The following is a 26,743-nucleotide window of genomic DNA, read 5'->3' on the forward strand; positions in this document are numbered from 1 at the left end:
AAAAAAATTATATCGAAACCCAAAGGGAAATGCAAGAGAAAAGTCGCCCCGAGGTCATTTTTTTAGGCCATTTCTCGGTCGGCAGCTAATGAGTCAGACTCGCGCCAGAGCCGCATAGTAAGTCCGACAGGCTGCTAGGATGAGGTGCAAGGTGTGAGGCGTAAGGCCCCTGAATCGTTGCGCCTAAAATCTTATGCCTAACACCTAAAGCCTTGTGCCTCATTTAATACATACCCTTCGAACCTGGGCAAGATCCGTAAGCCCGAGGCAGACCTTTCGGATGCCGTCCTGCATCAGCGTGGTCATCCCGTCCCTCACGGCCCGTGATCTCAATTCCTCCATCTTGGCCTTGCCTTGAATCAGGGACTTCATCTCGTCCGTGCCTTCGAGGAGTTCGTGAATGCCTGTCCGGCCCCGATATCCGGTGTTGCCGCATTTGGAGCAGCCTTCGGCCCTGTACAACACGAAGTCGTCCGTGTACTGGAAACCGAGGGCATCAAAATCACCGTCATAGGCCCGGATCAACCCGTTATATTCTTCTTCACTGGGATGATACATCTCCCTGCAATCCTTGCAGAGGGTCCTCACCAGGCGCTGGGCCAGGACCCCGATGAGCGCGTCGGCGAAATTGAAGGGATCCATCCCCATATCCAGCAATCGGGTGATGGTTTCGGGGGCGCTGTTGGTGTGAAGGGTGCTGAAGACCAGGTGACCGGTGAGGGAGGCCTCAATGCCTGTGGCAACGGTCTCCTTGTCGCGCATTTCACCCACCATGATCACGTCCGGGTCGGCCCTTAGAAACGCCCTCATGGCAGTGGCAAAATTAAATCCTATCTTGGGAACGACCTGGACCTGGCGGAGCCCCTCCTGGGTGATTTCGACAGGATCTTCCGCTGTCCATATCTTGGTCTCCGGCTTGTTGATATATGCCAGGGCGGCATGAAGGGTTGTGGTCTTGCCGCTGCCGGTCGGACCTACTACCAGGACAATCCCATAGGGTTTGGTGATCATGCTGATCAGGGTATTATAGCTTCTCTCACTCATCCCCATGGCGCTCAGGGGGATCGGTTCGCCGGCCGTTAATATCCGCATCACCACGTCCTCGTTCTGCCCGGCCGTCGGAATGGTCGCCACACGAAGTTCAATATCCAATGGCGCGAATTTATTGAACCTGATCTTTCCGTCCTGAGGTTTCCGTCTCTCGGATATATCCAGGTCGGACATGATCTTCAATCGCGATACAATGGCGTTTTTGTAGGTGTGCGGAATGGTCTGGTAGACCTGACACGCCCCATCGATACGGTACCTGATGATGGCGTTCTTCTTGCCCTGTCCGGGTTCGATGTGAATGTCTGAGGCCTTGCGGGTGTATGCATCGATAATGGTTTTGTTGACGAGCTGGACAATGGCGCTGTCATCTTCGGCCATGCCGGCGGCGTCATCCTCATCATCCTCTTCGGTCGATTCCAACTGTCCCAAAATATCGTCAATACTCCCGGAACCGGCCAGAAGCTCTTTTCTGTCCACATCGAAAAACAGGCCGATCATCTGGAAGATGTCTTCCCTGGTGGATACGCAGTATTCGATCTCTCTGGCCTTAATGATCCGCTTGATGGTATCCCTTGCCGGCAGATAGCTGGGGGTTTCCATGACCACCGTCACCTTGCCGTCTGATTCCTCCACAGGGACAAAGACATTGGTCTTGAGAAAACTCACCTTGAGGTTTTTTAGAAGTTCTCCTGGAATCGGAAGATTGTCCTTATAGGGGATGAAACGTGTCTGAAAGTGATTGGCCAACGATCTGCCGACATCCTCCTTTGAGACACCAAAGTCCGACATGAGCACCGATTCCACGCTTTTTTTTGTCGTCCTTGCGCGGGAAATGGCCTCGGTTAAGTCTTTTTCGGTGATGATGTTGTAGCTGATGAGATAATCAAATCTTGTGGACCTCGCCTTCTGGGCCGCCTTCTGGTTTTTGTAAAAGGCAATCCCCAGGACCTTGGCAATATCCATGACCGAAGATTCGTCTGACGGGGAAAACGGCGATCCGTCTTTTTTGTTGATAAGCTGTATGACCCCCAACAAAAATTTATTCTCGTACGTGATGGGGGCGAGAAGGACGTCCCTTGTTCGATATCCGGTCTTCTGGTCCCAACTCTTATCGAAGGTCAGCCGGGAATCGATGCACTTGAGTTCTTCTTCATTGTATACGTCCCTGATGTTGAATGACTTTCCACAGGCGGCGCAGTATCCCGCAAGGCTGCTGCTGTTGATCCCGACCCGGATTTCGGCCACCTCCTGGCCGGTCATGATCTTTGAGTAAATTTCTCTCCTGGCCCTGTCGACCACGTAAATGGTAATCCGGTCCACGTCGAAAAAATTCAAGAGATCGTCGTGAAGTTCCAGGAGAATGGCATTGGTATCACGAGCGGAATGGATCCGGTGGGTAATGGTGTTCAGCCGCTTCTGATATTTAAGCTGTTCCTCAAGCAAAGGTTCCTTCCCGGTCATAACCTTAACATCCTTAATCAGTAAGTCCTGATGCACCGTGCGCCTTGAAGCGGGCGGCCCGCCGGAGGTCAGGTTCAAACCTGCTCACCGGCAGGCACGCTTCGATCATCACGGGCAATGCAAATTGGATAGATAGTAAGGATATTTCATCGGCGATGCAACAGAATTGTTTGCGAAAGCATCTCCAATAGATTATAAGAACGGCGATTGTCGCGCATTTTGGATATGGATCTTTGTCGAGGAACGGTGATGCTAATTGATAGTCACGCCCATCTGGATATGGACGATTTTACAAAGGACCTTGACGCGGTTCTTGAACGCGCCATCCAGTGCAACATCGGTCATATCATCAGCATAGGAATCGACCTGAAAAGTTCATCGGATGCCCTGAATTTGGCACGAAAGAACGCCTTTATATCCGCATCCGCAGGGTGTCATCCCCATAATGCAGACGTCTGCGGAGCGTCTGACCTGGAGCAATTGGCAAGATTGGCGTCTGAACCCGAGGTGGTTGCATGGGGGGAGATCGGTCTCGATTATTTTAAAGGCTATTCCTCTACCCAGGCGCAGTTAAGGCTTTTTCAGGACCAGCTTGGCATGGCGGATGATCTGAATCTACCGGTGATCATCCATGACCGGGAGGCCCACGAGGAGGTCTATTCCATTCTCAAAGGCATGGGAAAAGGGGAGAGAAAAGGGGTGCTCCACTGTTTTTCGGGGGATATGGCGCTTGCCGGGGCCTTTATTGATCTGGGATATTTCATCTCCATACCCGGCACCGTGACCTATAAGAAGGCCTCCCATATAAAGGCGGTGGCCGCTTCCATACCGCTTAGCCGCATGCTGGTGGAGACCGATTCGCCGTATCTGGCCCCCGTCCCTGAGAGGGGAAAGCGAAACGAGCCGGCTTATGTCCGGTTTACCGCCATGGAGATCGCGAGGCTGCGGGATGTGCCGCTTGAAGAAGTGGCCCGCCAGACCACGGAAAATGCCAGGGCACTTTTCAATCTCCCGTAAGAATATGTCTTGTTCACTCATCAACGCCGACTATCCCCTGATTCTGGCCTCTGCCTCTCCCCGAAGGAGGGAGCTGTTGGCCCGGATCCGGCTTCCCTTTCGGGTGGTGCCGAGCCGTGTGGATGAAGGAAAGACCGCTGATGAACCGACCGGAATATGCCGTGGCCTGGCCGAGAAAAAGGCAATCCAGGTCCATTCCCTGGAAGACCCCTCCTGGGTCCTCGGGGCCGACACCATTGTGGTGATCGGAAACAAGGTTCTTGGAAAACCACGGGATGAAAAGGAAGCAGGGGAGATGCTCTTGCTCCTGGCCGGGACGACCCATTCGGTCGTCACCGGATTTGCCATCCTCGACCCTTCGGGTATCCTGGTCCATTCAGAGGCGGTCAGCACTGCGGTTCGTTTCAAACCATTGGATAACAGGGAAATCGAGGCCTACGTCCGCTCAGGGGAACCCTTGGGCAAGGCCGGGGCCTATGCCATACAGGGGATCGGCGCCTTTATGGTGGAATCCATCTCCGGGTCCTACACCAATGTGGTGGGGCTCCCCATATGCGCCGTAATCAAGGCCCTGATCCGGGTGGGGGCAATTCAGACATTTCCTCTGAGGCCGTCTCGGTAGGTATCGAACCTAAGTTTGGAGGCGGCCTCTTTTTGCTGCAGAATGCACTGCGTTTGCGGTTTTATTCGGTGCCAGAATCTTGAGGGTGGCATTCCTCGCGGCCTCATAGGCCTCAGGACCGCTTTGGAGCCTGTTAGGGCTGATGGCGGGCGCGTTGGTCCTGACCTCTATGACGTCCACCCCCCGTGACTTTATAAGCTCGACCTCTTTCTGGTATGCCTTTTGGCGGGCGATATTAACGGCGAGATGCTGAATATGCCAGGGAGTGAGCCGTTTTTTCATGAAGGCGTGCGCCCCCTCTTTCACATTGTCCGAGGCAATAAAGTGCACCAGTATGATATCCAATTCAGAGAGACGGGCCAAGGCCTCCACCGGGGCCTTGCCGGTGATCCCGCCGTCGCAACAGAGGGCCCCGTTGATACTTACAGGCTTGAAGAGGACCGGCACCGAACCGGAGGCCTGTATGGCCTGGATCAGGTCCCCTTGTGTGAAAATCACCTCTCTTTTGTGGGTCAGGTCCGTGGCCGAGACGGCCAGGGGGGTGTGGCATTCCTCAAACGTTCGTGCGGGGAGCCGTTGAAGGAGACGGCCGAATCCATCTCCTCTGAGGTACCCGAGGCAACCCCTGAAGCATCGGAGCGCATCAGACAGAATCGAATGCCAGGGATCAGGATCCCAGAAATCCCGCTTTCTAAGGCTGAACAGCATCTCCTTGACCGCGGCGGTGCTCATGCCCGAGGCGGCCATGGCCGCCACAATGGCCCCTGAACTGGCCCCTGCATAGGCGGTCGGTTCAATGCCCGATTCCCGGATCGCGGCCAGAAAGCCCGCATGGGCGAAGAACCCGAAAAAACCGGAGGAAAAGGCGATCCCTATTCGGCGGGAACCTCCAAGGAACAACGATTTGGTATCCGGACATTCCATATTCCCACCCCACACCCAATCCTCCATCCATCTGTCCCTTTCTGTAAATCATTCAGCATTCGGTATCCAGAATCCGGCATCCAGGACGTTACTCCCGCCATTTCACCAGATCGTCCAGGGGGACCCTGTCAGATCTTGAGCGATTGATGGGTGCATCGGGATCGGGGTAGCCTACCGCGACACCGATCACCACGTTCTTTTCATCCCGTAAACTCAATGATTCCTTGATGTCGTCATCAAATGCGGTAATCAGGCCGATGGGGCAGGTCCCCAGTCCCAGGGCATGGGCGCACAGGACCAGATAACCGACCAGAACGCCGATATCCGTAAGCCTGGCGCTTGAGAACACCTGGTCCATGGTGATGATGATGGCGGTGGGGGCCCCGTAGAAATTACAGCTCCCCTCGTTGATAAAATTCTGGAAAGGGGTCTGTTCAGGGAGGTTGGGCTGAATCACGTTGAGAAGCCCCCGCTCCCGCTCCACAAAATACCCTGGAAGAGGGCTCTTCGCGCCGGGCCCGCACGATATGTTCCTCTCCTTCATCCGCTTGACGAGGAGCCTGCTCAGCCGTTGCTTTTCATCTCCGGATACGACCGTCAGTTCATAGGGTTGAAGATTGATGGCCGACGGCGCCTGCGTAGCGAAACGAATGAGCGTCTCTATCTTCTCATGATCAACAGGCCTCTCCAGAAAGGCCCGGGTGCTCCTTCTCTCCTCCATAGCCTTCAACAAATCCATGATGTGCCTCCAAAAGAAGTGCCTAAAGTGAGCTAAAGTGACTAAAGTCGTTTCATCTGATTCTTTTAATTATTTTGTCCAAAATTATTTTGCTAACGATAACTTATAGCTTCCAATATCAATAATAACATCTTGCTTTAACTGCATTAAAATGCTAAGATACAATCGGCAGAGTGAGCAGTGCGTGGGGGACGATGAGGGCTTCCAGGTCTCTCCTGCCGATTTTTTCTGCACAGATGCGAAAGGCCTCATCCATATCAAGGGCCGGGATCATGTGGACCCGGCGGACGATGTCCGGGGTCTCGGAGCCCACCACGATTACATCGACCTTTTCCAGCACTTTGGCGATGATGAAGGCACGCTGGGCCCCCGGCGGGTAGCCGGACGCCCGCATCTCTTTCAAGAGGGACGCCATATCCGGCGCCCCGCTCATCTTCTCGAAAAACCGTCTCTCCCCGATCCCGCGACCCGCGCCCTCGGGCGTGGGCGCCGGCACAATGATGACGCCGCCGTCTCTTACCACCGGGACGGGCGCAAAATGGAGGTAGCTGGCGGCCCGGCACGCCTGATAGATGTTGGCATCCTTGGGAAACCCGACGCCGGCCACGACCACGTCAACCTGTCCAGGTATGGGGACCTCATAGATCTTGCGGGCCTGGGCGACCAGTCTGCTGAAAACGGCCTCCGGATCACCGGCAAGGACGGCCACCGGCTGTTTTTCTTCATCCAGGACGACATTGAGGATAAACCTCAGTCCCGCTCGCCGGGCCGCCTCAGTCACGGCCTCATGAAAGGGGTTCCCCTCGATCTTGCCCAGTCGCGTTCCCGGATGATCCATCATCTCCGGACCATGGGTATAGGCAATGGTCGCCTCGCCGGCCGCGCCCACTGCCACCGTCTTCCGGCCCCCGGAATAGCCGGCAAACTGGTGGGGCTCCACAATCCCGGTGGCGATCAAGAGGTCTGCCTCACAGGCCAACCGGCTGACCGTCAGGGGAACGCCGGTTTCCGTCATTCCAAGATCCACGATTTGTTCTCCGGGAGAGTGATCCACAATCCTGTACCGGTGTGCAACCGCCTGCCCTAACTTGACGACCTTTTCCTCAGGGGTGCTGGGCCGATGGAGACCCACACCGCAGAGGAGGGTAATCTGGTGATCCGGAATGCCGGCGGCCTCCAATTCCTTGAGGAGGGCCGGGATCAACACGTGGTCCGGGCTGGCGCGCGTGATGTCGGTGAAGACGATACAAATCCTGTCGCGGGGGTTCGCCAGCGAACGGAGAGGCGGCGAGTCAACCGGAGTTGCGAGCGCCTGTGCAATGGCCCCTTCCAGATCCCTGATCGGATTTGCAGGGAGCGATACGGCTGTTGCGCCGGTCATCCCGGCCGGCAAATCGAAATGGAGCTCATTTTTTCCAAATGGGACGGTATACATGGGGGGCTCGAGGCACAAGCATCAGGCGCAAGGCGTATCGGTTAATAACATTTGGTTCAGTGGAATAATAGGAACTTGGCGATACCATTGTCAATATCATTCCGAGTGGCGTATATGTCGCACCATATATTGTTGCAATGTCATTTTTTGACACACTATGTGGTATTTTTTCTTTACAAATCCACATCCATATGATAAAAGGCTCTCACTGGTTCCGGCGGACGGTTTTTTATCCGGAAATCATTGGGCACAGCCTCAGCAAAAGAAGGGACCGGCACAACGGAGGGTGACATGAAGATCAAGAAAGTTTCCATTCTCGGCTTCAAATCCTTTATGGAAAAGCTCGATATCATATTCCCGGAAGGCATCAGCGGCGTGGTAGGGCCGAATGGCTGCGGCAAGAGCAATGTCGTTGACGCCATAAGGTGGGGTATGGGGGAGCAGAGCCCTAAACAGTTGCGGGGCCGCAAGATGGAAGATGTGATATTCAACGGGGCCGGGCCGCACAAGCCGATGGGAATGGCTGAGGTTTCCATCCTGTTTGAGAACGGTGACGGCTCTTTTCCCCCGGCATTTTCCCATGACCCGGAACTTTCGGTGACACGGCGTCTCTACCGTTCCGGAGAAAGTGAATACCTTATCAATAATGTGGCCTGCAGACTCAAGGATATCCAGGAGGTATTCATGGATACCGGCCTGGGCAATAAGGCCTACTCCATTATCGGGCAGGGGCAGATCGGAACCATCATCGAGCAGAAGCCTGAGGAAACCCGCGTCATGCTGGAAGAAGCTGCGGGAATTACCAAATACCGAAAAAAGGTGGAGATATCCCAACGAAAGATCGAGCTCACAGAGGTCAATCTTCAGAGGGTGGAAGACATTCTGGGGGAACTCCAGGGCCAGCAGCGCTCCCTCAAGCGCCAGGCAGCCAAGGCGAGACGCTACAAGACCGTCAGCGAAGAGATCCGGAATCTGGAAATTCACCTGTACAGCAATACCTATGGTCAGTTGGAAGAGGAACTGGGGAAAAAAGAGGGGTCTACAGAGGCGCTGGTAAGGGAGGAGATCAGCAGGTCAACACGGATGTCGCAGGTCCGGGCCATGGTAGAGGAGATGAATCTGGAGCTGGATGAAAAGGATACCGGCCTCTCCGTCTACCGAAACGACCACCTTCATCTCAGCGACAGGGTGCGCAGAAAAGAGGGGGAGGTGGAATCCTTATCCGGCGAAATGCGGTTGATCGAGGAATTGAAGGGAAGGCTCATGGCTGAACAGGAATCTCTTGTGCTTCGGCTCTCTGAGCTTAAAGACAAACGGTCAGGCCTGGAGAAGGATCGGGAAAAGATACGGGAGCGGTCCTCTGAGCTTGAAAGAGAGATCGCTGTCAGGGATGAACGGGCGACGATTAGAAAAAGGGCACTGGAGGAGATTCGGGAAGACTATGAAAAGGCCAGGACAGAGCTAAGCGCCGGCGAAAACAGAGAGGTCGGGCTGAATCACGAGTCAGGATATCTGAATCGGCTCCTGGAGCAGATCTCAGACAGCCGGTCCAGACTTGAGAAGGAACTGTCGGAGATCAAGGTGAGGTCTGAAAATATTGTTGTGGCATCTGAAAGAAAGGGCCGGGTCCGGGAGGCGACCGCAGAGAGACTCAGCACGATCGAGGCGGCCAAAGAGTCGGAGAGCGCCGGTTCAAAAGAACTGGAGATCGTAAAGGGACGCATTGAATCGGAATTAAAGGCCGCGGAATCGGATCTGAACATGTGCCAGTCTCGACTCGCCAGTCTGGAAACCCTGACAGAAAATTTCGAAGGATACCACATAGGGGTCAGGACCATCATGAAGGCCGGGGATTTCACTCCGCTCCAGGAAGGTCGCATTTTAGGGATACTGGCCGATGCCATTCAGGTCGAGCCGAAATATGAGCGGGCTGTTGAAGCAGTCCTGGCCGACAAGCTCCAGTATGTGCTCGTGGAATCTCAGGGGGATGGAAAGGCGGCGGTCGAGTATCTCAGGAAGCGGGAAAAAGGGAGGAGCAGTTTTGCGCCGGTGAGCTGTATCAGGGGGGGAGCGGGGGTTCGGGAAAAAGGCCCGGCATTTCCGCTGTTGCTTGACCATGTGTCGTTCGAGCCGAAGTGCGCCCCCCTCGTCGGCGCCCTGCTGGGGGACACAGCGATTGCCCAGGACCTTGAAACCGCCCTCTCCAATTGGGAAGAGACCCGGGACCTTCGGGGAAGGAACGGGTGTGGGATCCGTTTCGTCACGGTTGACGGGGATATGATCGATCAGAGGGGTGTGATCAGCGGTGGAAAGACCGCACATGGTTCCAGGGGGCTCCTGATCAGGAAGCGGGAGATGGCCGAATTGAAAGAAAAATCCGCCGGATTGACGAAAAAGGTTCATGAACTGCGCGCCAAACTGGAGGAGATTATTTCCCGGATTGAGGAAAAGCAGCGCGTCATCGAGGGCCTCACAGAAGACCGGTGGGCCTGTCAGGAGGAGATCAATGAACTTGACAAGGTCTTATTTCGCCTTGGACAGGAACTGGATCAGCTGGAAAACATGTCCGCAAAAATATCCGATGATCTCAAACGAAAGGAGATCGAACAAAATAAACATGAAAAGGACCTGGTTCGGCTTTCGGATGAACTAAACGTGCGTAAGACCCAGAGGCAGAAAGAGAAGGCCTATTTCCAGGAAAAGGAACGGGAGCTGAGGGAAGCAGAGGATGAATTTGAGCAGTGCCGGGAAGATGTGACACGGCTCAAGACAGACCTGCGAATCTCGGAGGAGGGTGAACGAAGCGCCCTCCGTGAGATGGAGCTGATGGACGGCCATATGGACGATGCCCTCGATCGACTCCGGAAAATTGAAGAAGACATTGTTTCCGGCCGGGAGAGGCGAGAGGATTGCCAGAGACGAAAGGAGGCGTTGGAGGAAGAACTCAGAGGGCTTTATGAGAGGCTCCAGAAGGCCGAGGCGGATATGAATCGCGCCGATCTGGAACGACGTGAGTTCCAGGTTCAGATAAGGGAGGAAGAGAGAAAGGAGGAAGAACTGAAACGGGAGGTGGACGACCTCAAGGAACAGATTAATACGGCAAAGATGGAAAACTCCGAAATTCAGTTTAAGATGAATCATCTCATTGAAACGGTAAAGGAAAAATTCAACCTCAGTCTCCCCGAGGTATACCGATTGCACCTGGAGGAGGATTTTTCCCGGGCAGAGGCTGAAGAAAAGGTCGAGAAACAGAGACGGTTACGAGAGCAGATAGGCGAAGTGAACCTGACTGCCATCAAAGAGCTGGAGGCCGTGAACGAACGTCACCAGTTTATCGTGGGGCAGCGAGAAGACCTGATCAGCTCCATCGATTCACTGAGGACCGCTATCCGAAAGATCAACAGGACCTCACTTGAAAAGTTCAAGAAGACGTTGGAGGACGTGGATGCCAAACTGAAAGAGATTTTCCCCATTCTCTTCAACGGGGGTACCGCCGGCCTGAGATTGACGGATGAGTCACGTCCGTTGGAAAGCGGTGTCCTGGTGGAAGTCCAGCCCCCGGGAAAAAAATTGAGCCATATGGGACTCCTCTCCGGCGGAGAAAAGGCCCTGGTGGCCATGGCCGTCATTTTTGCGATCTATATGATCAAACCGAGCCCGTTCTGTCTCTTGGATGAGGTGGATTCCCCCCTGGATGAGGCCAATATCGATCGGTTCAACAATCTGCTCAAGGAGATCCGGCAGGCGTCTCAGATCATCATGGTCACCCACAGCCGGAAGACGATGGAGATCACGGATCGCCTGTATGGGATTACGATGCAGGACCAGGGGATATCCAAGCTGGTATCTGTGAATGTAAACGGCGGCTCAGACCACGGTCAGGAGACAATTCAATAAAAAGGGATGTGACGTTGGCATTTTTTCACCGGAAAAAGGAAAAGGAAGCGGAACGCGGGGAGGTGGATCAGGGTCCGGGTTTTTTCGGGCGACTTCGCCAGGGATTATCAAAAACCAGGGACTCGTTCACAGGGAGACTGGACAGACTCTTTTTGGGGAAAAAAGAGATCACCGAGGATCTCTTGGATGACCTGGAGGAACTCCTCTTCACCTCGGATATCGGAGTGGCTGCCACCCAGGAACTGATCGCTTCCATCCAGGAAAAGGTGGCCAGGAAAGCGCTCAGAGACACAGACAAATTGAAGACAGCCCTCAGGGATCAGATGCTGGCATTTCTGGACGTCGGTGAGGCAGTGGCGCACCCGCTTCCCAATCCGGGAGAGCCGCTGGTTATAATGGTTGTGGGCGTCAACGGGGTAGGTAAAACCACCACCATCGGGAAGGTCGCCCATGGATTCAGATCAGAGGGGAAAGAGGTCCTCCTGGTGGCTGCCGACACTTTCCGGGCAGCTGCCGTGGAGCAGCTCACTATCTGGGGCGATCGGGTAGGGGCCGCTGTTATCAAACAGGGCCCGGGGGCCGATCCTTCGGCCGTCGCCTTCGACGGTCTGACCGCGGCAATGGCCAGGAAGGTGGATGTCGTTCTGGTGGACACGGCCGGCCGGCTTCATACCAAGATCAATCTCATGGAAGAACTCCAAAAGATCCGTCGGGTGATCGGTCGGAAGCTCCCGGGCGCCCCCCACGAGGTTTGGTTGGTTTTGGATGCCACCACAGGGCAGAACGCGATTTCACAGGCCCAGATATTCAATCAGACCCTGGGGGTGACCGGCATCGTACTCACCAAACTGGACGGCACGGCCAAGGGCGGTATCGTGGTGGGTATTTCCCATGAACTGGGCATACCCATCCGATTCATCGGGATCGGTGAGAAGATCGACGATCTCAGGGAGTTTAACGCGGCCGAGTTTGTGAAGGCGATCTTTGATTAAAGTGCCCTCATCCATTCCGGCCGGAGACCTATCTCCCCCCTCAATGCGCTGTCTATCTGATCCAGGGCCTCCTGTTTCCCCTTGGGCAGACGGGCCTTGATAGGGAGATAATTGGAAGCATGGTTGGAAAAGAAAAGCCCCCGGCTGAGCTGGGTGTGGGCGATCATCTCCCGTAATTCCAGCAGCAGTTCCTGTTCGGACAGAAGCTCAAACGTCCCGTTCCGGTATTCATCGTGAAGGGGAGTCCCCGGTATCAACATCACGGTGAGCGCCCCCACATAATTGGGATCCATCCGGGTCAGGAGATCGCCGGTGGCCCTGGCGTGTTCAAGGGATCGTTCTCGACCGGCAATCCCCAATAATACCGTCACCGAGAGCTTGATCCCGGCCTCCCGAACCTTCCTCCCCATGTCAATGAGGTTCTGCGCGCTGGTTCCCTTCCGGATCTTTTTGAGGAGGGCCTCATCCCCGGTTTCCACGCCCAGGTAAAGGATGCCCAGGCCGTTTTCTTTCAGCGCTTTCAATTCCTCCAGGGTCTTCATCTTGATGCTCTTGGCATTGGCATAGGCCCCCACCCTCCTCACCCAGGGAAGGTACTCTTTGATCCGTGCCAGTATCCACATCAATCGTTTCTGCGGGATAATGAGGGCATCTCCGTCCATGAGGAATACCCGATCCTGCCGCTTCATGTATTTGGAGGCGAACAGGATGTCTCCCAGAATCGTCTGATCATCCTTGATCCGGAACCGCTTGTCCTTATACGTGCCGCAGAAGGTGCACTTATTATGGGAACAGCCCGCCGTTACCTGGAGCAGGATGCTGTAGGCCTCGCTGGGCGGACGGATGCAATTCCCTTCATAGTGCATCTCTTCACTCATCTTTGTCTGTTCCATCTATCCATTTCCTCCGATCCTATCTTGCCCGGGTGTGACAGGGCCTTTTCCGTTCACGCCCCGCCAGTGGACCTTCATGGCCTTGATCGGATGCCGTGCCGAGTCGATGACAGCGGTGGGCTCGAAGCCGCAGTGGAGCATGCAGTGGGTACACCGGGGGTCCCTTCCCACACCGTATTTGGACCAATCCGTGTTCTCGAGCAGGTCGCGAAAGGTGGGTTCATATCCGTCATTCAATAGATAGCAGGGCTTCTGCCAGCCGAATATATTGCGGGTGGGGTTGCCCCAGGGGATGCAGGCGTATTCCTGATTGCCAGCCAGGAAATCGAGATAGAGGCTGCTGTGGTTGAATCTCCAGCCTTTTCCGTCGCCTGATTTGAAAATCGACTGGAACAGCGCAATGGCCTCATGCCGCGTGAAAAAATTTTCCTGGTCCGATGCCTTCTCGTAGCTGAAGGCGGAGGCGATGGTCATGGCCTCCACCCTGAGGGAGGTCAACAGATCAAAGAGCTTCTCTGCCCCTTCTGCGGTGTCCCCGTTAAAAAAGGTGGTGTTGGTGGTGACACGAAAGCCTTTGGAGACCAGGAGACGGATGGCGGCCATTGCCCGGTCAAACACCCCTTCAAGAGAGACCCGTTCATCGTGTCGTTCACGCAGGCCGTCCACGTGGATATTAAAAGTCAGATATGGGGACGGCTCAAATTCATGAATCCGCTTTTCTACCAGAAGCGCATTGGTGCAAAGGTACACAAATTTCTTTCGGGCCACCAGTTGCCGGGCAATCTCGGCAATTTGGGGATGGAGGAGCGGTTCCCCGCCCGCAACCGAGACCACCGGGGCGCCGCACTCCTCAGCCGCGGCCACACATTCTTCAGGGGTCATCATCTTGTTGAGAACGTCTTCCGAATAGTCGATCTTGCCGCATCCCTTGCATCGAAGATTACAGCGGAACAGAGGTTCCAACATGAGGACGAGGGGAAACCGGCTGTTCCCCCTTATTCTCTGCCTGAAAATGTAGGCGCCGATGCGCGCCTTTTGAATCAACGGTATGCTCATAAGAATATTCCAAGTTAGCGTTAAAAGTGATGAAAAGTGAATCGCCACCCGCGAGCGGTTGGCCCCGGGAAGCCCCCGGGAAGGGGGCAGTATGCAATTCTACATAGGTCGCAGGCGCCATAGGAATGCTGGGAAATTGGAATACATGGAAATAACGGGGTAAGGATTTCTCTCCTTTTTTTTTACGATTGAGATCTTCCTGTTCTCCCCAGCATGTCAACGCTGTCCCTTTCATTGTTCCAGCCCGTTGTCCCCGCTGGAGGTGCTGGCTTACAGCCAGAGTTAAAGTGCCTGAAATTTGAAGCGGATTAAAGTTCATATGTATTTTCATTTTGCCCATCGCCTTGCCTGTTACGGGAACGGACGGCTATGGTTTCCTCTGTTTGTTGCCGTAACCGTTCTGCAGGAACCAGTGCACTGCATCGGTCAAGGCTTCCCTTGCCGGACGGGGTGTATACGCCAGCTCTTGCTCGGCCTTTTCAGATGAAAAGAACATCTGTTTTCTGGCCATTCTGGCCCCATCAAGGCTTACCCGTGGCTCCCTTCCGGAGGCGCAGCGCGCCCAAACTTCAGACAAGAGGGCCACACTCAGGATGAGCTTGTGGGGGATGCAGACGCGGGGCGGCGTGCATCCCGCGATAGCGGCGATTTCCATGAGGATCTCTTTTAAGGTCATATTGTGCCCGCCGAGGATGTAGCGTTCTCCGATCCTGCCATGTTCCAGGGCCAGGAGATGTCCTCTTGCCACATCGTCCACATGAACGATATTAAGTCCGGTGTTGACATATGCCGGCATCCGGCCGGCCACGGCATCCGCGATAAATCGGCCGGTGGGCGTTGGCTTAATGTCTCCCGGTCCTACAGGAGTGGAAGGATTTACCACCACTGCGGGGAGGCCCCGCGTCTCAATAAGCCGGAGTACCGCAGCCTCGGCCATGAATTTCGAGCGCTTGTAGTGCCCGATCATATGCTTCAGCGAGGCGGCAGAAGTCTCATCTGCGGGGGCCCCGTTACCACTGAGTCTCAGGGTGGCCACGCTGCTGGTATAGATGATTTTTCGGACGCCTGCCTTGAGGGCCTCTTCCATGATCTTTTCCGTCCCCCGGACATTGTTTTCATACATCCTTTTGGGTTCAGGGACCCAGAGGCGGTAATCCGCCGCCACGTGGAAGAGGACGTCACACCCTCTTAGTGCCTGTTTCAGGGAATGCCGGTCCGTAAGATCGCCTGTGATCGTGTCAATGGGAAGGCATCTCAAGTTCCGTGAATCGCTGGTTGAACGAATGAGGGCCCTTACCCGGTGACCGGATCCGACGAGCCGGCGAACAACGGCCGAACCTACAAACCCTGCACCTCCGGTAACCAAAATCACTTGCCCTCTGTCCGCGGAAGCTCTGTTTGCATCCTCCATATTTTCCCCAATTCAACGATAAAGGGGGCATGCAGATGATAATTCCCGGTGAGGCTCTATTTCTGCAATGCCTTGCAGGACAACATGCGAAGAAGTCGGCGCCCCGTGGGTAAGCCGTGGGGGGTCTCTTTCTCCCGCCCCGAGGCGGGACAAAAACCTGCGACAGCTCTTGGGAACGGCAGCATGGCTTTAAACTGCGGTTCGTTAAAGCCCCCAGGAACCAGGCTTTCATATAACGGTCGTTCTTGCTGCCTTTCCAAAAAGGTATTCAAAGCTCTGGGGTGGTTGCCGAGCGTTATGGTCCCATTTTGATGTCCCGCCCTTGGGCGGGAGAAAGAGACCCCCACGCGCGCTCAAAAATTGCCGGGATTTGCATCCATACCTTTTTGGTTGCGGCTGTTAGGCCGCCTTGGGAAAAAGTCCGGGCTGTCAATCGCATTTTGCGGTGCACACACGCTTCAATAGATCCAATGACTTTTGCCAGATTGCCCCGGATTCACCTGCAGGGGGCATGCCTGTCAACAGCACATGCAACTGGCTACAGGCTTCTGTGGCCTCTTCTGCCTTGAGAAGGGCCTCTGCCAATCCCAGCCGGTTTTCAGCGAAGCCGGGGGCTATGGTCAGGGCCTGACGAAAGGAGATGATGGCCTCTTCTACGTCGCCGATGCTGATGGGCATACCTGGGGTCCGGAGATAAAGTTCCCCCAACATCCTGAAGGGACCTGCATGATCTATGGAGGGACTTAACTCCGCAGCCTTCCGGGCCTCACTCTCGATAACAGGCACCAATTCAAGCCCACGGAGGGGGTCGTTTTCAGCCTCCAGTCCGGTGAGATAGGCATACAGATAATGGGCCAGACCGCTTTCCGAATACCGCTGGACTGCACTTTCAGCCAGATCGCGGCCCGTCCTGGCGTCGGCAAGCCGCAATGCTTTGTTTTCTCCCGTGGTTGCGAGAAATGCGTAGCAGTTGGCGGCCTTGAGAGCAGATCCCACCTCGGTTGCGGCGGTTTCGGACCATTGTTCGGCCTCTTCACGGGAACAGGGGGCAGGGATAGGGAGGACGGGTTCTTTTGTACCCTCAGCCCCCTTTTCCAGGGCACTGCGCTGCGGCGGCTTGACAACGGGCGCACATGACCCGAGAAGCAGGATGACAACGATCAGACTATTGAAAGCAGGCAGCCCCTTTCCGGTCCAGCCTGTATTGCGGCAGATCCGGGTCTGCGGGTCCGAAACCGTCCGTCTGAAGGAGCTTGAGCAATGTTTGCGCATCCCCATCCTCTTTCATGCCCAGGAGTATGGCAGCCAGATCCCGGGCCCTGGCATCAGGATCCCCGAACCAGACCACGGGGCTGGCAGGGAGTTCCCTGGAGGTATGTACTACCGTGATGTCCTTTGCCAATGGCAGTGCCTTGACTGCCTCATACTGGGTTCGGTCCAGTACCGCGCCGTCTGCGTCTCCCCTGGCTACCTTTCTCAGAGACCGAAGGGGTTGAAACGTGCCCTCTAGGGTGAACGGCAGCCGATCAGCCGGTATGTCGAACAGGAGACAGGCCGCCGCGTCCCTTTCAAAGAGCATATTTCCCAGGACCTTCCCCTTCAGTGTCTTCCAGCCGCCGGATTTCTCTTTGGAAACCACCAGCCGCCATATGTCTTTGGCATGTCCTCCGGGACGGGTGGCCGCGATGGCGGTCATTTGAAAGGTATCGGCCGCTTCCGAATAAAAACCGAGGCTGACAATTCCCCAAGCAGGGGGCCTATTATGCAAAAAATCCAGGGCCGGATCAAGCTCGTTATAATACCTCCCTTTCACTGGGCGGTCCAAACCTTCTTTTTGATGGATATAGGCTGCCAGTGCATCCATGACGGGCTGGGCGTCTTCAGCGGAACCGGGTTGCCCCGGCTGGATCACGACGAAATCGAGCGCATCCGCGGAGAGCGCAGATCCCCGCCAAAAAAGAGCGGCTATCGCGACCAAAAAGATCACCCATACCACTTTGATAGTCTTCATATGAAAAAACCTCCACTTTAGTCGGCACGATCATCCGGGCACCCCTGGCTCCGTTTGGGTCTCATCAGTTTCAGGGCCGGGGGGAGCACCAGCAGACACGCCAGCATGCCCATCAAAGACCCGAGCACCATGACCCAGCCGAGGCTTGCCAACCCCTGATGGTGGGCAAAAAGAAGACCTCCGAAGCCGATCATGGTTGTGGCAAAGCTCAGGCCTACCGCGGTCGGCGTGCTGGTATGAAAGAGCCCGATCCTCTGCCCCGGGGCAGTCCCGGCCATGTATTGGACTTCTCCCCAACGGGCCAGGAGGTGTATCCCCCCGTCCACGCCGATGGCAATGAGAATGGGAATGGCAAAAAAATTGGCCAGATTAAAATTAAAGCCCAGCCAGCCCATGATCTCCAGGAGCCACAGCATACTCACTCCCAGGGGCAACATGGTAAGAAACACCACGCGGAGAGAACGCCAGTAGAGCCACAAGATTAGGGTTACCAGAATGATGGTCAGTCCTGCAGCCGTGAGAAACGTCCGGTGCATGAGGCGCGCGGACTCCAGGACCCCGACGGGCACCCCGCTCACCTCGGGATCCACGCGGCGCAGTTGCGAGACAAACTCCGTGAGTTCATCAAAATTCCAGACATCTTCCTTGGGAATCACCTTGATCTGGTAGGTGCCGTCCTTGCCCACATGGATGTCCCTGAAGGTCTCCGGAAGATCATCCGGGGTGATGGGTCCGGCGGTGAGCCAGGCTTTTAATTGCCTGACCGAGTTCTCCATATCCGTTGCCAGCCCGGCCTGAAGCGTCTTGAGTCGGAGTGCCTTATCCGGATCCTTCCTGAGAAGCGCAACTGTTGAGTCCACGGACGCCAGACTCTGATCAACCAGGGCGATTTCCGTCGCGGCGCCGGCTGCAAACAGTTTTTCTTCCAGTCCCTCCAATGTCAGGGAAAGCCGGGAAAGGGAACGGACCAGCCGATCGGCATCGGGTGGCGGCGAGGGGAGATCATCAAAGGAAAGAGGTTCCAGCGCTCTTGCCGCTTCTTTGTAGACGGCCGCCTTTGTGGCCTGATCCTCAGGGACGAAATTCAGAATGCTTTCCACTTTGCCTACAGAGGGAAACGATGCCAGGGTTCGGGTCAGGCGTTTCACCTCTTTCAGGTCCTCTGCTGCTAAAATGGCGTACCAGGTCGATTCCCCGGACGCCTCAATCAAGATTTTTTCATATTCAACAGATTCGAGTCCCTTGGCTTGAAGTTCCAATAGATTATAGCTGAAATGCACCTTGAAAACAGCCGGGAGTCCGGCCAGGGTAATCCCCAGCAGGACCAGAATAGCCCAGCCGGGCCTATGGGAGAGCCGTTCCAGAAAGGGTAGGGCGGTTATCCTGGGAACGGAGGACGGAAAGAGGTTGCGCCGCCCGGCGATCAACAGCATGGCAGGGAGCACGGTCAGCATGGCCACAAGACACAGGAGGACACCTGTTCCACCGATCAATCCCAACTCGGCCAGTCCGATAAAATCCGACCAGAAAACCGAGTAGAAGGCGCAGACCGATGTGACGGCCCCTAAGATGATGCCCGGTCCGGCCCTGAAAATAGAGATCCTGACGGCATTGTCCACGTCCGGCATCTCCTTTTTGGCCTCCACATACCGCATGACGATGTGGACGCCGAAATCCACGCCGATGCCGACCAACACCAGAGCGAATACGATGGATAGAAGATTCAGCTCCCCCACTGCCACGGTGGCGAACCCGAAGCTCCAGGCCATGGCCATCATCAGCGAGATCAACAGGAGAAGCGGTCTCAACCAGCCGTGCAGGATCAGCATGAAGAGGAGCGCGACCAGAAACATGGCAATTATGGCGGCCATGGTCATGTCCCGGTCGGTCGTGGCCATCTCATCGGCCTGCAGTACGGGTCTTCCGGTGAGTCCCGCCTCGATATCGGGATGGTCTGCGCGTGTGGCATCAAGGGCGCGACGCACCACCTGGAGCGGCTCTCCAATGACGTCCATGGTCCCGAAATCCTTGGCCGGCAGGACCCTCATGATCAAGAGCTTGCCGGAAGAGGTGAAGAAGTAGTCGTTTCCCGACTGGGACAGATCCAGGACAGAGCGGTAGGCGTGCGTTCCGGACAATATGCGGTTCATATTCTCGGTCAGCGCCTTCAGTGTCTCAAGTGCCCGACCCATAAGTGAGGGTTCCACCCGGGATACGTCGCCCCCCGTTCCCCCCAGAAGGTTCGCTATGCTGTCAAAGAAACCCGCCAGGGAACCGTCCCGGCTCCAGGCCTTCAGGGAAGGGGCAAGAAAGCGGATGGTCCCGGACAGTGCTTCGGCTTCTTCTTGCGATGCAAAAAAGAGGGCGGAGGGGCCCAGATCCGCAGGGGAAATGCGGAAGTAAACCGCGTGAATCAGGTCCGGGTGGCGGCTGAGACGTCGGTTGAGATCTTCTGCAAAGGCTATGGTCCTCTTTCTTCCTTCCTGGGTGCCGTCGGTCTGGATGACCACATAGAGATATTCCTGATCTCCGAAATTTTTAAGATGTTCCAGGTATCGTTTATGAAACGGCGTGTCCGGAGAGACCAGCTTGTCCTGGTCGCTGTTGAGACCCAGGAAGAAAAAGGCAGCCGCCGCGGAGAGGATGGCGAGCGTCAGGCCTGCCCCTATCACCGCACCGGCATGGGCGGATACAAGGCGCCAGAGCGAGCTCAAGAGGCTTTCCTGGATGTGTTTCAGGACGCTCATACGGTTCTTGCGGTGCGGAGGCCTAGATTCTTGACTGTTGTCCAGGCTGAGCCTGGAAATCTGTGAACATCCTTCAGAACACAATCCATCGCCTCGAGAAAGCGGTCGGCATCCGCAGTGGCAATGATCAGCGGGGGAAGTATCTTGACCGTATCCAATCCGTGGCCCGCCACCTGGGTCAGGATATGATGCTTTTCCAATAAGGGGATGGTAATCATCTGACAGAAGAGTTCTTCGTTCATCTTGTGAAGGAGTTTCCACCCGGTCTTGAGGGCGAGGGACTTGGGGGGACCGAACTGGATGCCGATCATGAGGCCTTTACCTCGAATTTGATGGAGAAATTCATAATGTTCTGCCATTTCTTTCAGGTTATGCATGATGTATTCCCCCATTTGCGCCGCGCGTTCGACCAGCCCTTCCTGTTGGATCACATGGAGGGTGGCCAGTCCGGCGGCCATGGCCAGGTCATTCTGTCCGAACGTGTTGGAATGGGCAAAGCACCGGTCCATGCAGTCAAAGATCTTTGAATGGATGTCCCGCTTCGTGATAATGGCGCCCAAGGGGATATACCCGCCTGAGAGGGCCTTGGAGACAACCATCAGGTCCGGTACCACATCCCAGTGATTTACCGCAAACATCCGGCCTGTTCGACCGAAACCGGTCTGGACCTCGTCGGCGATGAAGAGGGTGCCATATTCATCACATAGGTGCCGGACTCCGGGGAAATAGGCGTCATCCGGGACAAAGACCCCCTTACCCTGAATCGGCTCGACAATAAACGCGGCCACGTCGCTTCCGGAGAGGGCTGCCTCCAGGGCGTCCAGGTCGTTGAAGGGGACCGGAATACAGCCGGGGAGGAGCGGTTCATTTCGGCTTCTGAATTCCTCGTTGCCGTTGACAGAGAGGGCCCCCAGGGTCAGGCCGTGAAAGGCCCGGTCACAATAGACCACTTTCTGCCTTCCAGTGGCTTGCCGCGCAAACTTGAGCGCCCCTTCCACCCCTTCGGCCCCTGAATTGGTAAAGAATACCGCTTCCAGGTCGCCCGGTGCAATGGCGGCCAAAGCCTCTGCCAAAAGACCCGAAATAATGCCGACATCCATCTGGACCAGGCTCGGCCCGCTGCAATTGAGCATGTCCTGCAGTACCCGGGCGACCACCGGATGATTGCGCCCTATATTGAAAACCCCGAACCCTGCCAGGAAATCCAGAACTTCTCTCCCCTTTTCATCAATGAGCCGGGCCCCTTGTGCGGTGCAATAGTTGCGGTTGAAACCGATGACCTCCAGTACCCGCACAAACTGGGGGTTTACATAGCGCCGGTGGAGATCGTAAGTCTCCGATGCTCGGCGCTTTATCAGCGATGCAATATCCATATTCGGTTTACCATGAAATCATGCCGGGAGGTTATCGGTTATGGGGTATTCCTTAGAGACTCCTTGGGCTTTGCGCGTGCCTTTCCGGTTGCGCGATGCGCCTATGAGTTTAGAGAATCGGATGCTCCGTGTCAAGCGGAGTTACTGTCTCCTTCCTCTCGGATCAGCAGGGCGACCGTTCACCTCCAGGCACAGGGTGAACGGAAATATGGGCTTGACCTGGCCTTCCCCCCGCACTACTATGCCGCAAGGAGTATGAAAGGAGAGATATCATATGATGCGTATTCTGGTCATTGATGACGAGCCTTCGGTCCGGGAACTCTTGTCCGTCACGCTGATGGAGGAGGGATACGAGGTGGTCGAGGCGGCCGACGGTGAGGCAGGGATGAGACTCTTTCGAGAAAACCCGGCGGATCTGGTGATTACGGACCTCATCATGCCGGAAAAAGAGGGCATAGAGACCATTATGGATCTGCGTCGCAACTTTCCTGACGTCAAGATCATCGCCATGTCCGGGGGGGGTATTATTCACGCTGAAGACTATCTGGGCATGGCCCGGGGCGTAGGCGCCCACTGCGTATTTGAAAAACCGTTTGGCGTGAGTGATTTGCTGAAGGCGGTGCATCAGCTTTTGGATTTGTCCGATGAATCGTGATGGGCAAGGAGTTCCTGAAATGACGATTGACGCAATTATGATAAAAGAGACCGATAATGTCGCCACCGCTCTGCGGGATATCCAGCCCGGGGAAGAGGTGACCCTCGGCAAAAGGGAAGAGAAGAGACGATTCCGGGTAGAGGGATCCATCCCCTATGGCCATAAATTTGCGGTAAGAGACATCCAGCAGGGAGAGGATATTCTTAAATACGGCTTTTTGCAGTTGGGCGGAGATTCGGCAAGGCTTGCCGCTGAAGGCGGGCATTGCCAAGGCCGTTTTCAGTGGTCTTTTCGAAGATCCTTGAACCGCTTGGCCTTGACCTCATAGCGGGGTAGGGTCCCCATTTTGTGGAATTCCAAGACATAGCCGAGGTTTGTTTTGAGACGGAGCTGATCTTTGAGGTGCGGCTCTATCTCTTGCCGCCTCTGGCTGTATTCCGGGACCAGTTCCACTTTGAGGGTGATGCGATCGATGTCTCCCACCTTGTCGACAATGACCTCGAATTCATCCCCCAGGCCCTCGATTCCCCGAACCACCTCCTCGATGGCTCCAGGCGAGAGAAGGACCCCTTTCACCTTGGTGATGTCATCGGCCCTACCCTGGACCCCCCCCTTGATGAGCCGGAAGGTCCGTCCGCAGGGGCAGGGCGTCCCGGCCCACTCGATCACGTCCTTGGAGTCAAAGCGAATGCAAGGCTGGGCCTGGCGGTCGAGGGCCGAGATGATCATCTTCCCTTTTTTCCCGGGTTCATTTATGATTTCCCCGGTCTCGATGTCCTCGATTTCCACCAGAAAGAAGGCCTCGTTCACGTGCAATCCCCCGGACTGGGCCGTGCACTCGAAGCACCAGGCCCCGATCTCGGTCGCGCCTGCATGATCGTAGACCTTGGCGCCCCAGGCATCTTCCATCCGCCGCTTCGTGGTGGGAATAGAGGCGCCGGGCTCACCTGCACAGGTAATCTTTTCAATGGTCATCTTTCCCGGATCCAGTCCCATCTTTCTGGCCGTATCGGCCATTCCGAGGACGTAGGTCGGCGTGGCCATCATGGCCGTTGCCCGGATTTCCTGGATCTTGAGGATTCTCGATTGCGTATCGAGTACGCCCCCGGGGACGACCTCGCACCCCATTTTTTCAGCGGCATAGTGGGCAGCCCAGAAAGCGACGAAGACGTTGTATCCAAAGGGGAGGAAAACCCGGTCCGCAGGACGGTAGCCCTGGGCCCAGAGAATATACGACCAGCACTCCGCCCACCATTCCCAGTCCTGCCAGGTGTCGGGTTGGTAGACGGGCTGCCCCGTGGTCCCGCTCGTCTGACGGAATTCCGTGACCTCCTCCAGGGGCACGCAGAGGGCGTCTCCATAGGGAAAGGGATCTTTGCGCTGGATGTCTCTCATCATGGACTTTTCCACCTTGGGGACTTTCTGAACATCTTCCCATGAGCGAATATCCTCCGGTCTGATCCCGGCCGTGTCATAAAGGGAACGGTGAAACCTGGAATTTTCATACCCCCATTTGAAAAGTCGCTTGAATTTCTTGAGCTGAAGCATTCGAATTCGATCCCGGGACAGCGTCTCCATGATCGGATTCCAGAATCTTTGTTCCGTATTCATTACAGTTCCCTTAGGTTTTAAAGAGTCAAAGCCGGCCGACGATATGGTGACCTCGTGGGGTCAGTACATGATATCGGGCAGAAAGAGGATGATCTGCGGAAAGGCGATCAGAATCACGATGCCCACGGCCACGGCGATAAGGAACGGTACGATGCCCTTGAAAATGGTCTCGAGGGGGACCTCTCCGATGACGTTTTTGGCCACCCCGTAGACCACATAAACATTGATGCCCACCGGCGGGGTAATCACACCCATCTCGGTGGTCATTACAATGATGATGCCGAACCAGATGGGATCGTAACCGAGGCTGGAAACCACAGGAAAAAAGATGGGGATAGTGAGCATGACAAAGGCGAGGGCGTCCATGAAGCAGCCCCCCAAGAAGTAGATCAGGATAATGATGGCCATGACGGCGTATGAGGGAAGGTCCAGTCCCCCTACCCAGGTGGCAATCTCAAAAGGGATCCGGGTTACCGCAAAAAATTTTCCAAAGATGGTGGCGCCCGCGATGAGCATCATGACCATGCAGGATGTCTTGAGGGTCTCGTAGAGGGAGTCGACAAAACTTGCCCAGGTCAGCTGACGTCTCAGGATGGAGACCAGCAGGACACCGAAGGCGCCCACTGCCGCAGCCTCTGTAGGGGTAAAGAGCCCGGAAAAGAGCCCTCCCATCACCAGGACGAATATGATCATAGTCTCACCCAGCTTGGTGAGGGATTTGATCCTTTCCTTCCAGGAATATCGTTTCCCCCTGGGACCCTGCTCCGGATTCCGGGAGCACCATATGAAGATGCTGATGATAAAGAGGAGGGTCACGAGGAAGGCCGGTATGATTCCGGCCACAAAGAGTTTACCGATAGACTGTTCGGTCAGGACCCCGTATACGATCAGGACCACGCTGGGGGGCATGATCATCCCCAGGCCCCCGCCCGATGCCACCGCACCGGTGGCCAGTTCATCGGCATAATTGAATCGCTTCATCTCGGGAAGCCCCACCGTGGCCATGGTAGCCGCGGTGGCCGGGCTCGATCCGCATACGGCCCCGAAACCCGTGCAGGCCGCGACCGTGGCCATGGCGAGTCCGCCCCGGGTGCTTCCGAGGTATTTGTTGGCCGTATCGTATAGCCGGCTGCTGATGCCGCTGTTAAAGGCCAACTGTCCCATCAGGACAAAGAGAGGGATGGTGGTAAGGCCGTAGGAGGAAAAGACCTCGTAGATGTCTCTCGAAAGGAGGTTCAACCCGCCTTTTGTGGAAATCATAATGCTGAATCCGAGATAACCGATCATGGCCATGACATAGGCGACGGGCATCCTGGAGAGAAAGATGATCACCATGATGAGGATCCCGAGAATTCCCAGAAGCGTTGGATTCATCGCGCCCTCAGTTTTTGAATGTTGGCGAGGATATCCCGGAAGATGGTCAGGGTGAAGATAATCAGACAAAAGGATAGGGCATAGATAAAGATGAACAGGGGGAGGGCCAGATTCACCGTCTCTTCTCCCGTGTTTTGCAGGGTGCGGGCATAAACAAACATGCGCCAGGTAACAATCGCAAAAAGGAGAAAACTGAGGGTGCTGGTACAGAGTTCGATAATGGTCTGTGTCCGCGCTGAGAAAAGCCGGATCAGGATTTCCACGCCCACATGTCCTCTGCTCCTATGGGTGAAGGGAAGTCCCATGCCGATGGCCAAGGTGGTCATGGCCATCACCAGTTCCACGGCGCCCAGGATCGGGTAGCCAAACATCCTTCCGATCACGTCTGCGCAGGTGAGGGCCATCATCCCCACCAAAAAGAAGCTCCCTCCCTTTTTCAAGATATCCGACAGCCAGTCCAAGGCCTTCATCTGTCCATATCCTTTTATTAAAAGGGGGCCGGCATCATGGATCCCGGCCCCATGAGAAATTGCGGCCTATTTGCCTCCCGCGACGTACTTACTGGTGAATTTGCCCTGGGCCGCGTCGTCGAGGCGCTGCTTGACAAAATCAAGCACCTCTTTGCCGGGGAGACCCTTGGCTGACACATCTTTTTCATAGGTGGCCATAACCGGTTGAACCGCTTCCTCTCTCCTTTGCGCCTCCTTGGGATCGATGCCGTTCATAGTGTTCCCCTTCTCCAGCAGGAACTGGACCCCATTGAAATCGCTGTCGTCCCATGCCTGACCGTGCTTGATGATCCATTCCTGATTGATTTCTTCGATGGTCTTCTTCACATCAGCGGGAAGCTTCTCCCATTTGTCCTTGTTCATGACCACAAAAAATCCCAGGCCGTATCCGGTGGAGAAACAGGCGGACACATATTTGGTCACCTCGGCGAGACGCCACCCCTTGTTGGACTCGAGGGGGAACACACCTCCCTGCACCACGCCCTTCTGAAGGGATTGGTATAGCTCGGGCATGGGAAGCGCCACCGGGGTTCCCCCCAGGCACTTGATCATTTCAGCGGTGGGACCGTGAGAGCGGATCTTGATCCCTTTGAGGTCTTCCATCTTAATAATGGGTTTGTCCTTGGTGTGGATGAATCCCGGTCCATGGCTGTGGAGATACATGACCTTGGTGTCGCTCAATTCTTTAGGTTGGAATTTGTCATTGACCTCATTGATGACGGCCGTAGCCACCTCCCCGCTGGGTATCCCGATGGGAAGATTGATGACGTCCATCAATGGAAACCGCCCCGGCGTATATTGAAGGATGGAAAAGCCGATGTCGGAAAGTCCTTCGACCACGCCGTCGTAACACTGCGCGGCCTTGGTGAGGGTTTGTCCGGGGTAATAGCTGATTTGAACCTGACCGTTCGTCCGCTTTTCCACCTCCTTGCACCATGCGTCGGCCAATTTGCTCTGGATATGGGT

The 26,743-nt window shown here is 55.5% G+C and carries 21 protein-coding genes; 6 read left to right on the forward strand and 15 right to left on the reverse strand.

Features of this window, described 5'->3' with window-relative positions; translation table 11 throughout:
• Positions 1-219: 219 nt before the first annotated feature.
• On the reverse strand, positions 220-2,511 hold the full coding sequence (locus tag K9N21_21310) for a GspE/PulE family protein (protein ID MCF8146454.1): 2,292 nt from the start codon (positions 2,509-2,511) through the stop codon (positions 220-222).
• Between the two features lie 249 nt (positions 2,512-2,760).
• Here K9N21_21310 and K9N21_21315 point away from each other — a divergent pair, with 249 nt between their 5' ends.
• Both K9N21_21315 and K9N21_21320 read left to right on the forward strand, forming a co-directional pair.
• Positions 2,761-3,528, forward strand: a complete 768-nt coding sequence (locus tag K9N21_21315; protein MCF8146455.1) for a TatD family hydrolase — start codon at positions 2,761-2,763, stop codon at positions 3,526-3,528.
• 4 nt (positions 3,529-3,532) lie between these two features.
• Positions 3,533-4,150 (forward strand): Maf family protein, encoded by a 618-nt coding sequence (locus K9N21_21320; protein MCF8146456.1) that lies wholly within the window; start codon positions 3,533-3,535, stop codon positions 4,148-4,150.
• Positions 4,151-4,159: 9 nt separating this feature from the next.
• Here the strand turns inward: K9N21_21320 and K9N21_21325 are convergent, their stop codons facing one another.
• From K9N21_21325 to larA, 3 genes are all read right to left on the reverse strand, one after another.
• A complete protein-coding gene (locus K9N21_21325) occupies positions 4,160-5,074 on the reverse strand; it encodes a patatin-like phospholipase family protein (GenBank protein ID MCF8146457.1) in 915 nt (304 codons plus the stop codon).
• Positions 5,075-5,162: 88 nt separating this feature from the next.
• The gene (locus K9N21_21330; GenBank protein ID MCF8146458.1) at positions 5,163-5,813 is read right to left on the reverse strand and encodes a nitroreductase; all 651 of its coding nucleotides are present in this window, start codon (positions 5,811-5,813) and stop codon (positions 5,163-5,165) included.
• Between the two features lie 154 nt (positions 5,814-5,967).
• Positions 5,968-7,248 (reverse strand): nickel-dependent lactate racemase, encoded by a 1,281-nt coding sequence (gene larA, locus K9N21_21335; GenBank protein MCF8146459.1) that lies wholly within the window; start codon positions 7,246-7,248, stop codon positions 5,968-5,970.
• Positions 7,249-7,539: 291 nt separating this feature from the next.
• On the opposite strand from larA, the gene smc reads away from it, so the two are divergent.
• Entirely contained in the window at positions 7,540-11,145 is a 3,606-nt protein-coding gene (gene smc / locus K9N21_21340; GenBank protein MCF8146460.1) for a chromosome segregation protein SMC, read from the forward strand.
• On the forward strand, positions 11,142-12,137 hold the full coding sequence (gene ftsY, locus K9N21_21345; GenBank protein ID MCF8146461.1) for a signal recognition particle-docking protein FtsY: 996 nt from the start codon (positions 11,142-11,144) through the stop codon (positions 12,135-12,137). The genes smc and ftsY overlap by 4 nt, the downstream gene beginning before the upstream one ends.
• On the opposite strand, the gene K9N21_21350 is transcribed toward ftsY, so the two are convergent.
• From K9N21_21350 to K9N21_21380, 7 genes are all read right to left on the reverse strand, one after another.
• Positions 12,134-13,003, reverse strand: coding sequence for a B12-binding domain-containing radical SAM protein (locus K9N21_21350; protein MCF8146462.1), 870 nt, complete (start codon positions 13,001-13,003; stop codon positions 12,134-12,136). The genes ftsY and K9N21_21350 overlap by 4 nt on opposite strands.
• A 27-nt stretch (positions 13,004-13,030) precedes the next feature.
• Positions 13,031-14,086 carry an adenosyl-hopene transferase HpnH gene (hpnH, locus tag K9N21_21355; GenBank protein MCF8146463.1) on the reverse strand — a complete coding sequence of 352 codons (1,056 nt, stop codon included), beginning with the start codon at positions 14,084-14,086 and terminating at the stop codon, positions 13,031-13,033.
• A 367-nt stretch (positions 14,087-14,453) separates the two neighbouring features.
• Positions 14,454-15,497, reverse strand: coding sequence for an NAD-dependent epimerase/dehydratase family protein (locus K9N21_21360; GenBank protein ID MCF8146464.1), 1,044 nt, complete (start codon positions 15,495-15,497; stop codon positions 14,454-14,456).
• A 429-nt stretch (positions 15,498-15,926) separates the two neighbouring features.
• Entirely contained in the window at positions 15,927-16,775 is an 849-nt protein-coding gene (locus K9N21_21365) for a hypothetical protein (GenBank protein ID MCF8146465.1), read from the reverse strand.
• Positions 16,663-17,508, reverse strand: a complete 846-nt coding sequence (locus K9N21_21370) for a phosphate/phosphite/phosphonate ABC transporter substrate-binding protein (protein ID MCF8146466.1) — start codon at positions 17,506-17,508, stop codon at positions 16,663-16,665. The genes K9N21_21365 and K9N21_21370 overlap by 113 nt, the downstream gene beginning before the upstream one ends.
• A 17-nt stretch (positions 17,509-17,525) precedes the next feature.
• Complete coding sequence (locus K9N21_21375; GenBank protein ID MCF8146467.1) at positions 17,526-20,255, reverse strand: MMPL family transporter; 2,730 nt, start codon at positions 20,253-20,255, stop codon at positions 17,526-17,528.
• Complete coding sequence (locus tag K9N21_21380) at positions 20,252-21,628, reverse strand: aspartate aminotransferase family protein (protein MCF8146468.1); 1,377 nt, start codon at positions 21,626-21,628, stop codon at positions 20,252-20,254. The genes K9N21_21375 and K9N21_21380 overlap by 4 nt, the downstream gene beginning before the upstream one ends.
• Positions 21,629-21,905: 277 nt before the next feature.
• Here K9N21_21380 and K9N21_21385 point away from each other — a divergent pair, with 277 nt between their 5' ends.
• Together K9N21_21385 and K9N21_21390 are read left to right on the forward strand one after the other, a co-directional pair.
• Positions 21,906-22,283, forward strand: coding sequence for a response regulator (locus K9N21_21385; protein ID MCF8146469.1), 378 nt, complete (start codon positions 21,906-21,908; stop codon positions 22,281-22,283).
• A gap of 19 nt (positions 22,284-22,302) precedes the next feature.
• Entirely contained in the window at positions 22,303-22,611 is a 309-nt protein-coding gene (locus tag K9N21_21390) for a UxaA family hydrolase (protein ID MCF8146470.1), read from the forward strand.
• On the opposite strand, the gene K9N21_21395 is transcribed toward K9N21_21390, so the two are convergent.
• The 4 genes from K9N21_21395 to K9N21_21410 form a co-directional block, all read right to left on the reverse strand.
• Positions 22,563-23,894 carry a phenylacetate--CoA ligase family protein gene (locus tag K9N21_21395; protein ID MCF8146471.1) on the reverse strand — a complete coding sequence of 444 codons (1,332 nt, stop codon included), beginning with the start codon at positions 23,892-23,894 and terminating at the stop codon, positions 22,563-22,565. The two genes, K9N21_21390 and K9N21_21395, sit on opposite strands and share 49 nt — an antisense overlap.
• 60 nt (positions 23,895-23,954) lie before the next feature.
• Entirely contained in the window at positions 23,955-25,268 is a 1,314-nt protein-coding gene (locus K9N21_21400; protein MCF8146472.1) for a TRAP transporter large permease, read from the reverse strand.
• Positions 25,265-25,738 carry a TRAP transporter small permease gene (locus tag K9N21_21405; protein ID MCF8146473.1) on the reverse strand — a complete coding sequence of 158 codons (474 nt, stop codon included), beginning with the start codon at positions 25,736-25,738 and terminating at the stop codon, positions 25,265-25,267. The genes K9N21_21400 and K9N21_21405 overlap by 4 nt, the downstream gene beginning before the upstream one ends.
• Positions 25,739-25,804: 66 nt before the next feature.
• On the reverse strand, positions 25,805-26,743 hold a 939-nt coding region (locus K9N21_21410), incomplete at its 5' end, for a TRAP transporter substrate-binding protein (protein ID MCF8146474.1).

The sequence above is a fragment of the Deltaproteobacteria bacterium genome (assembly GCA_021737785.1).
Classification (GTDB): Bacteria; Desulfobacterota; DSM-4660; order Desulfatiglandales; family Desulfatiglandaceae; genus AUK324.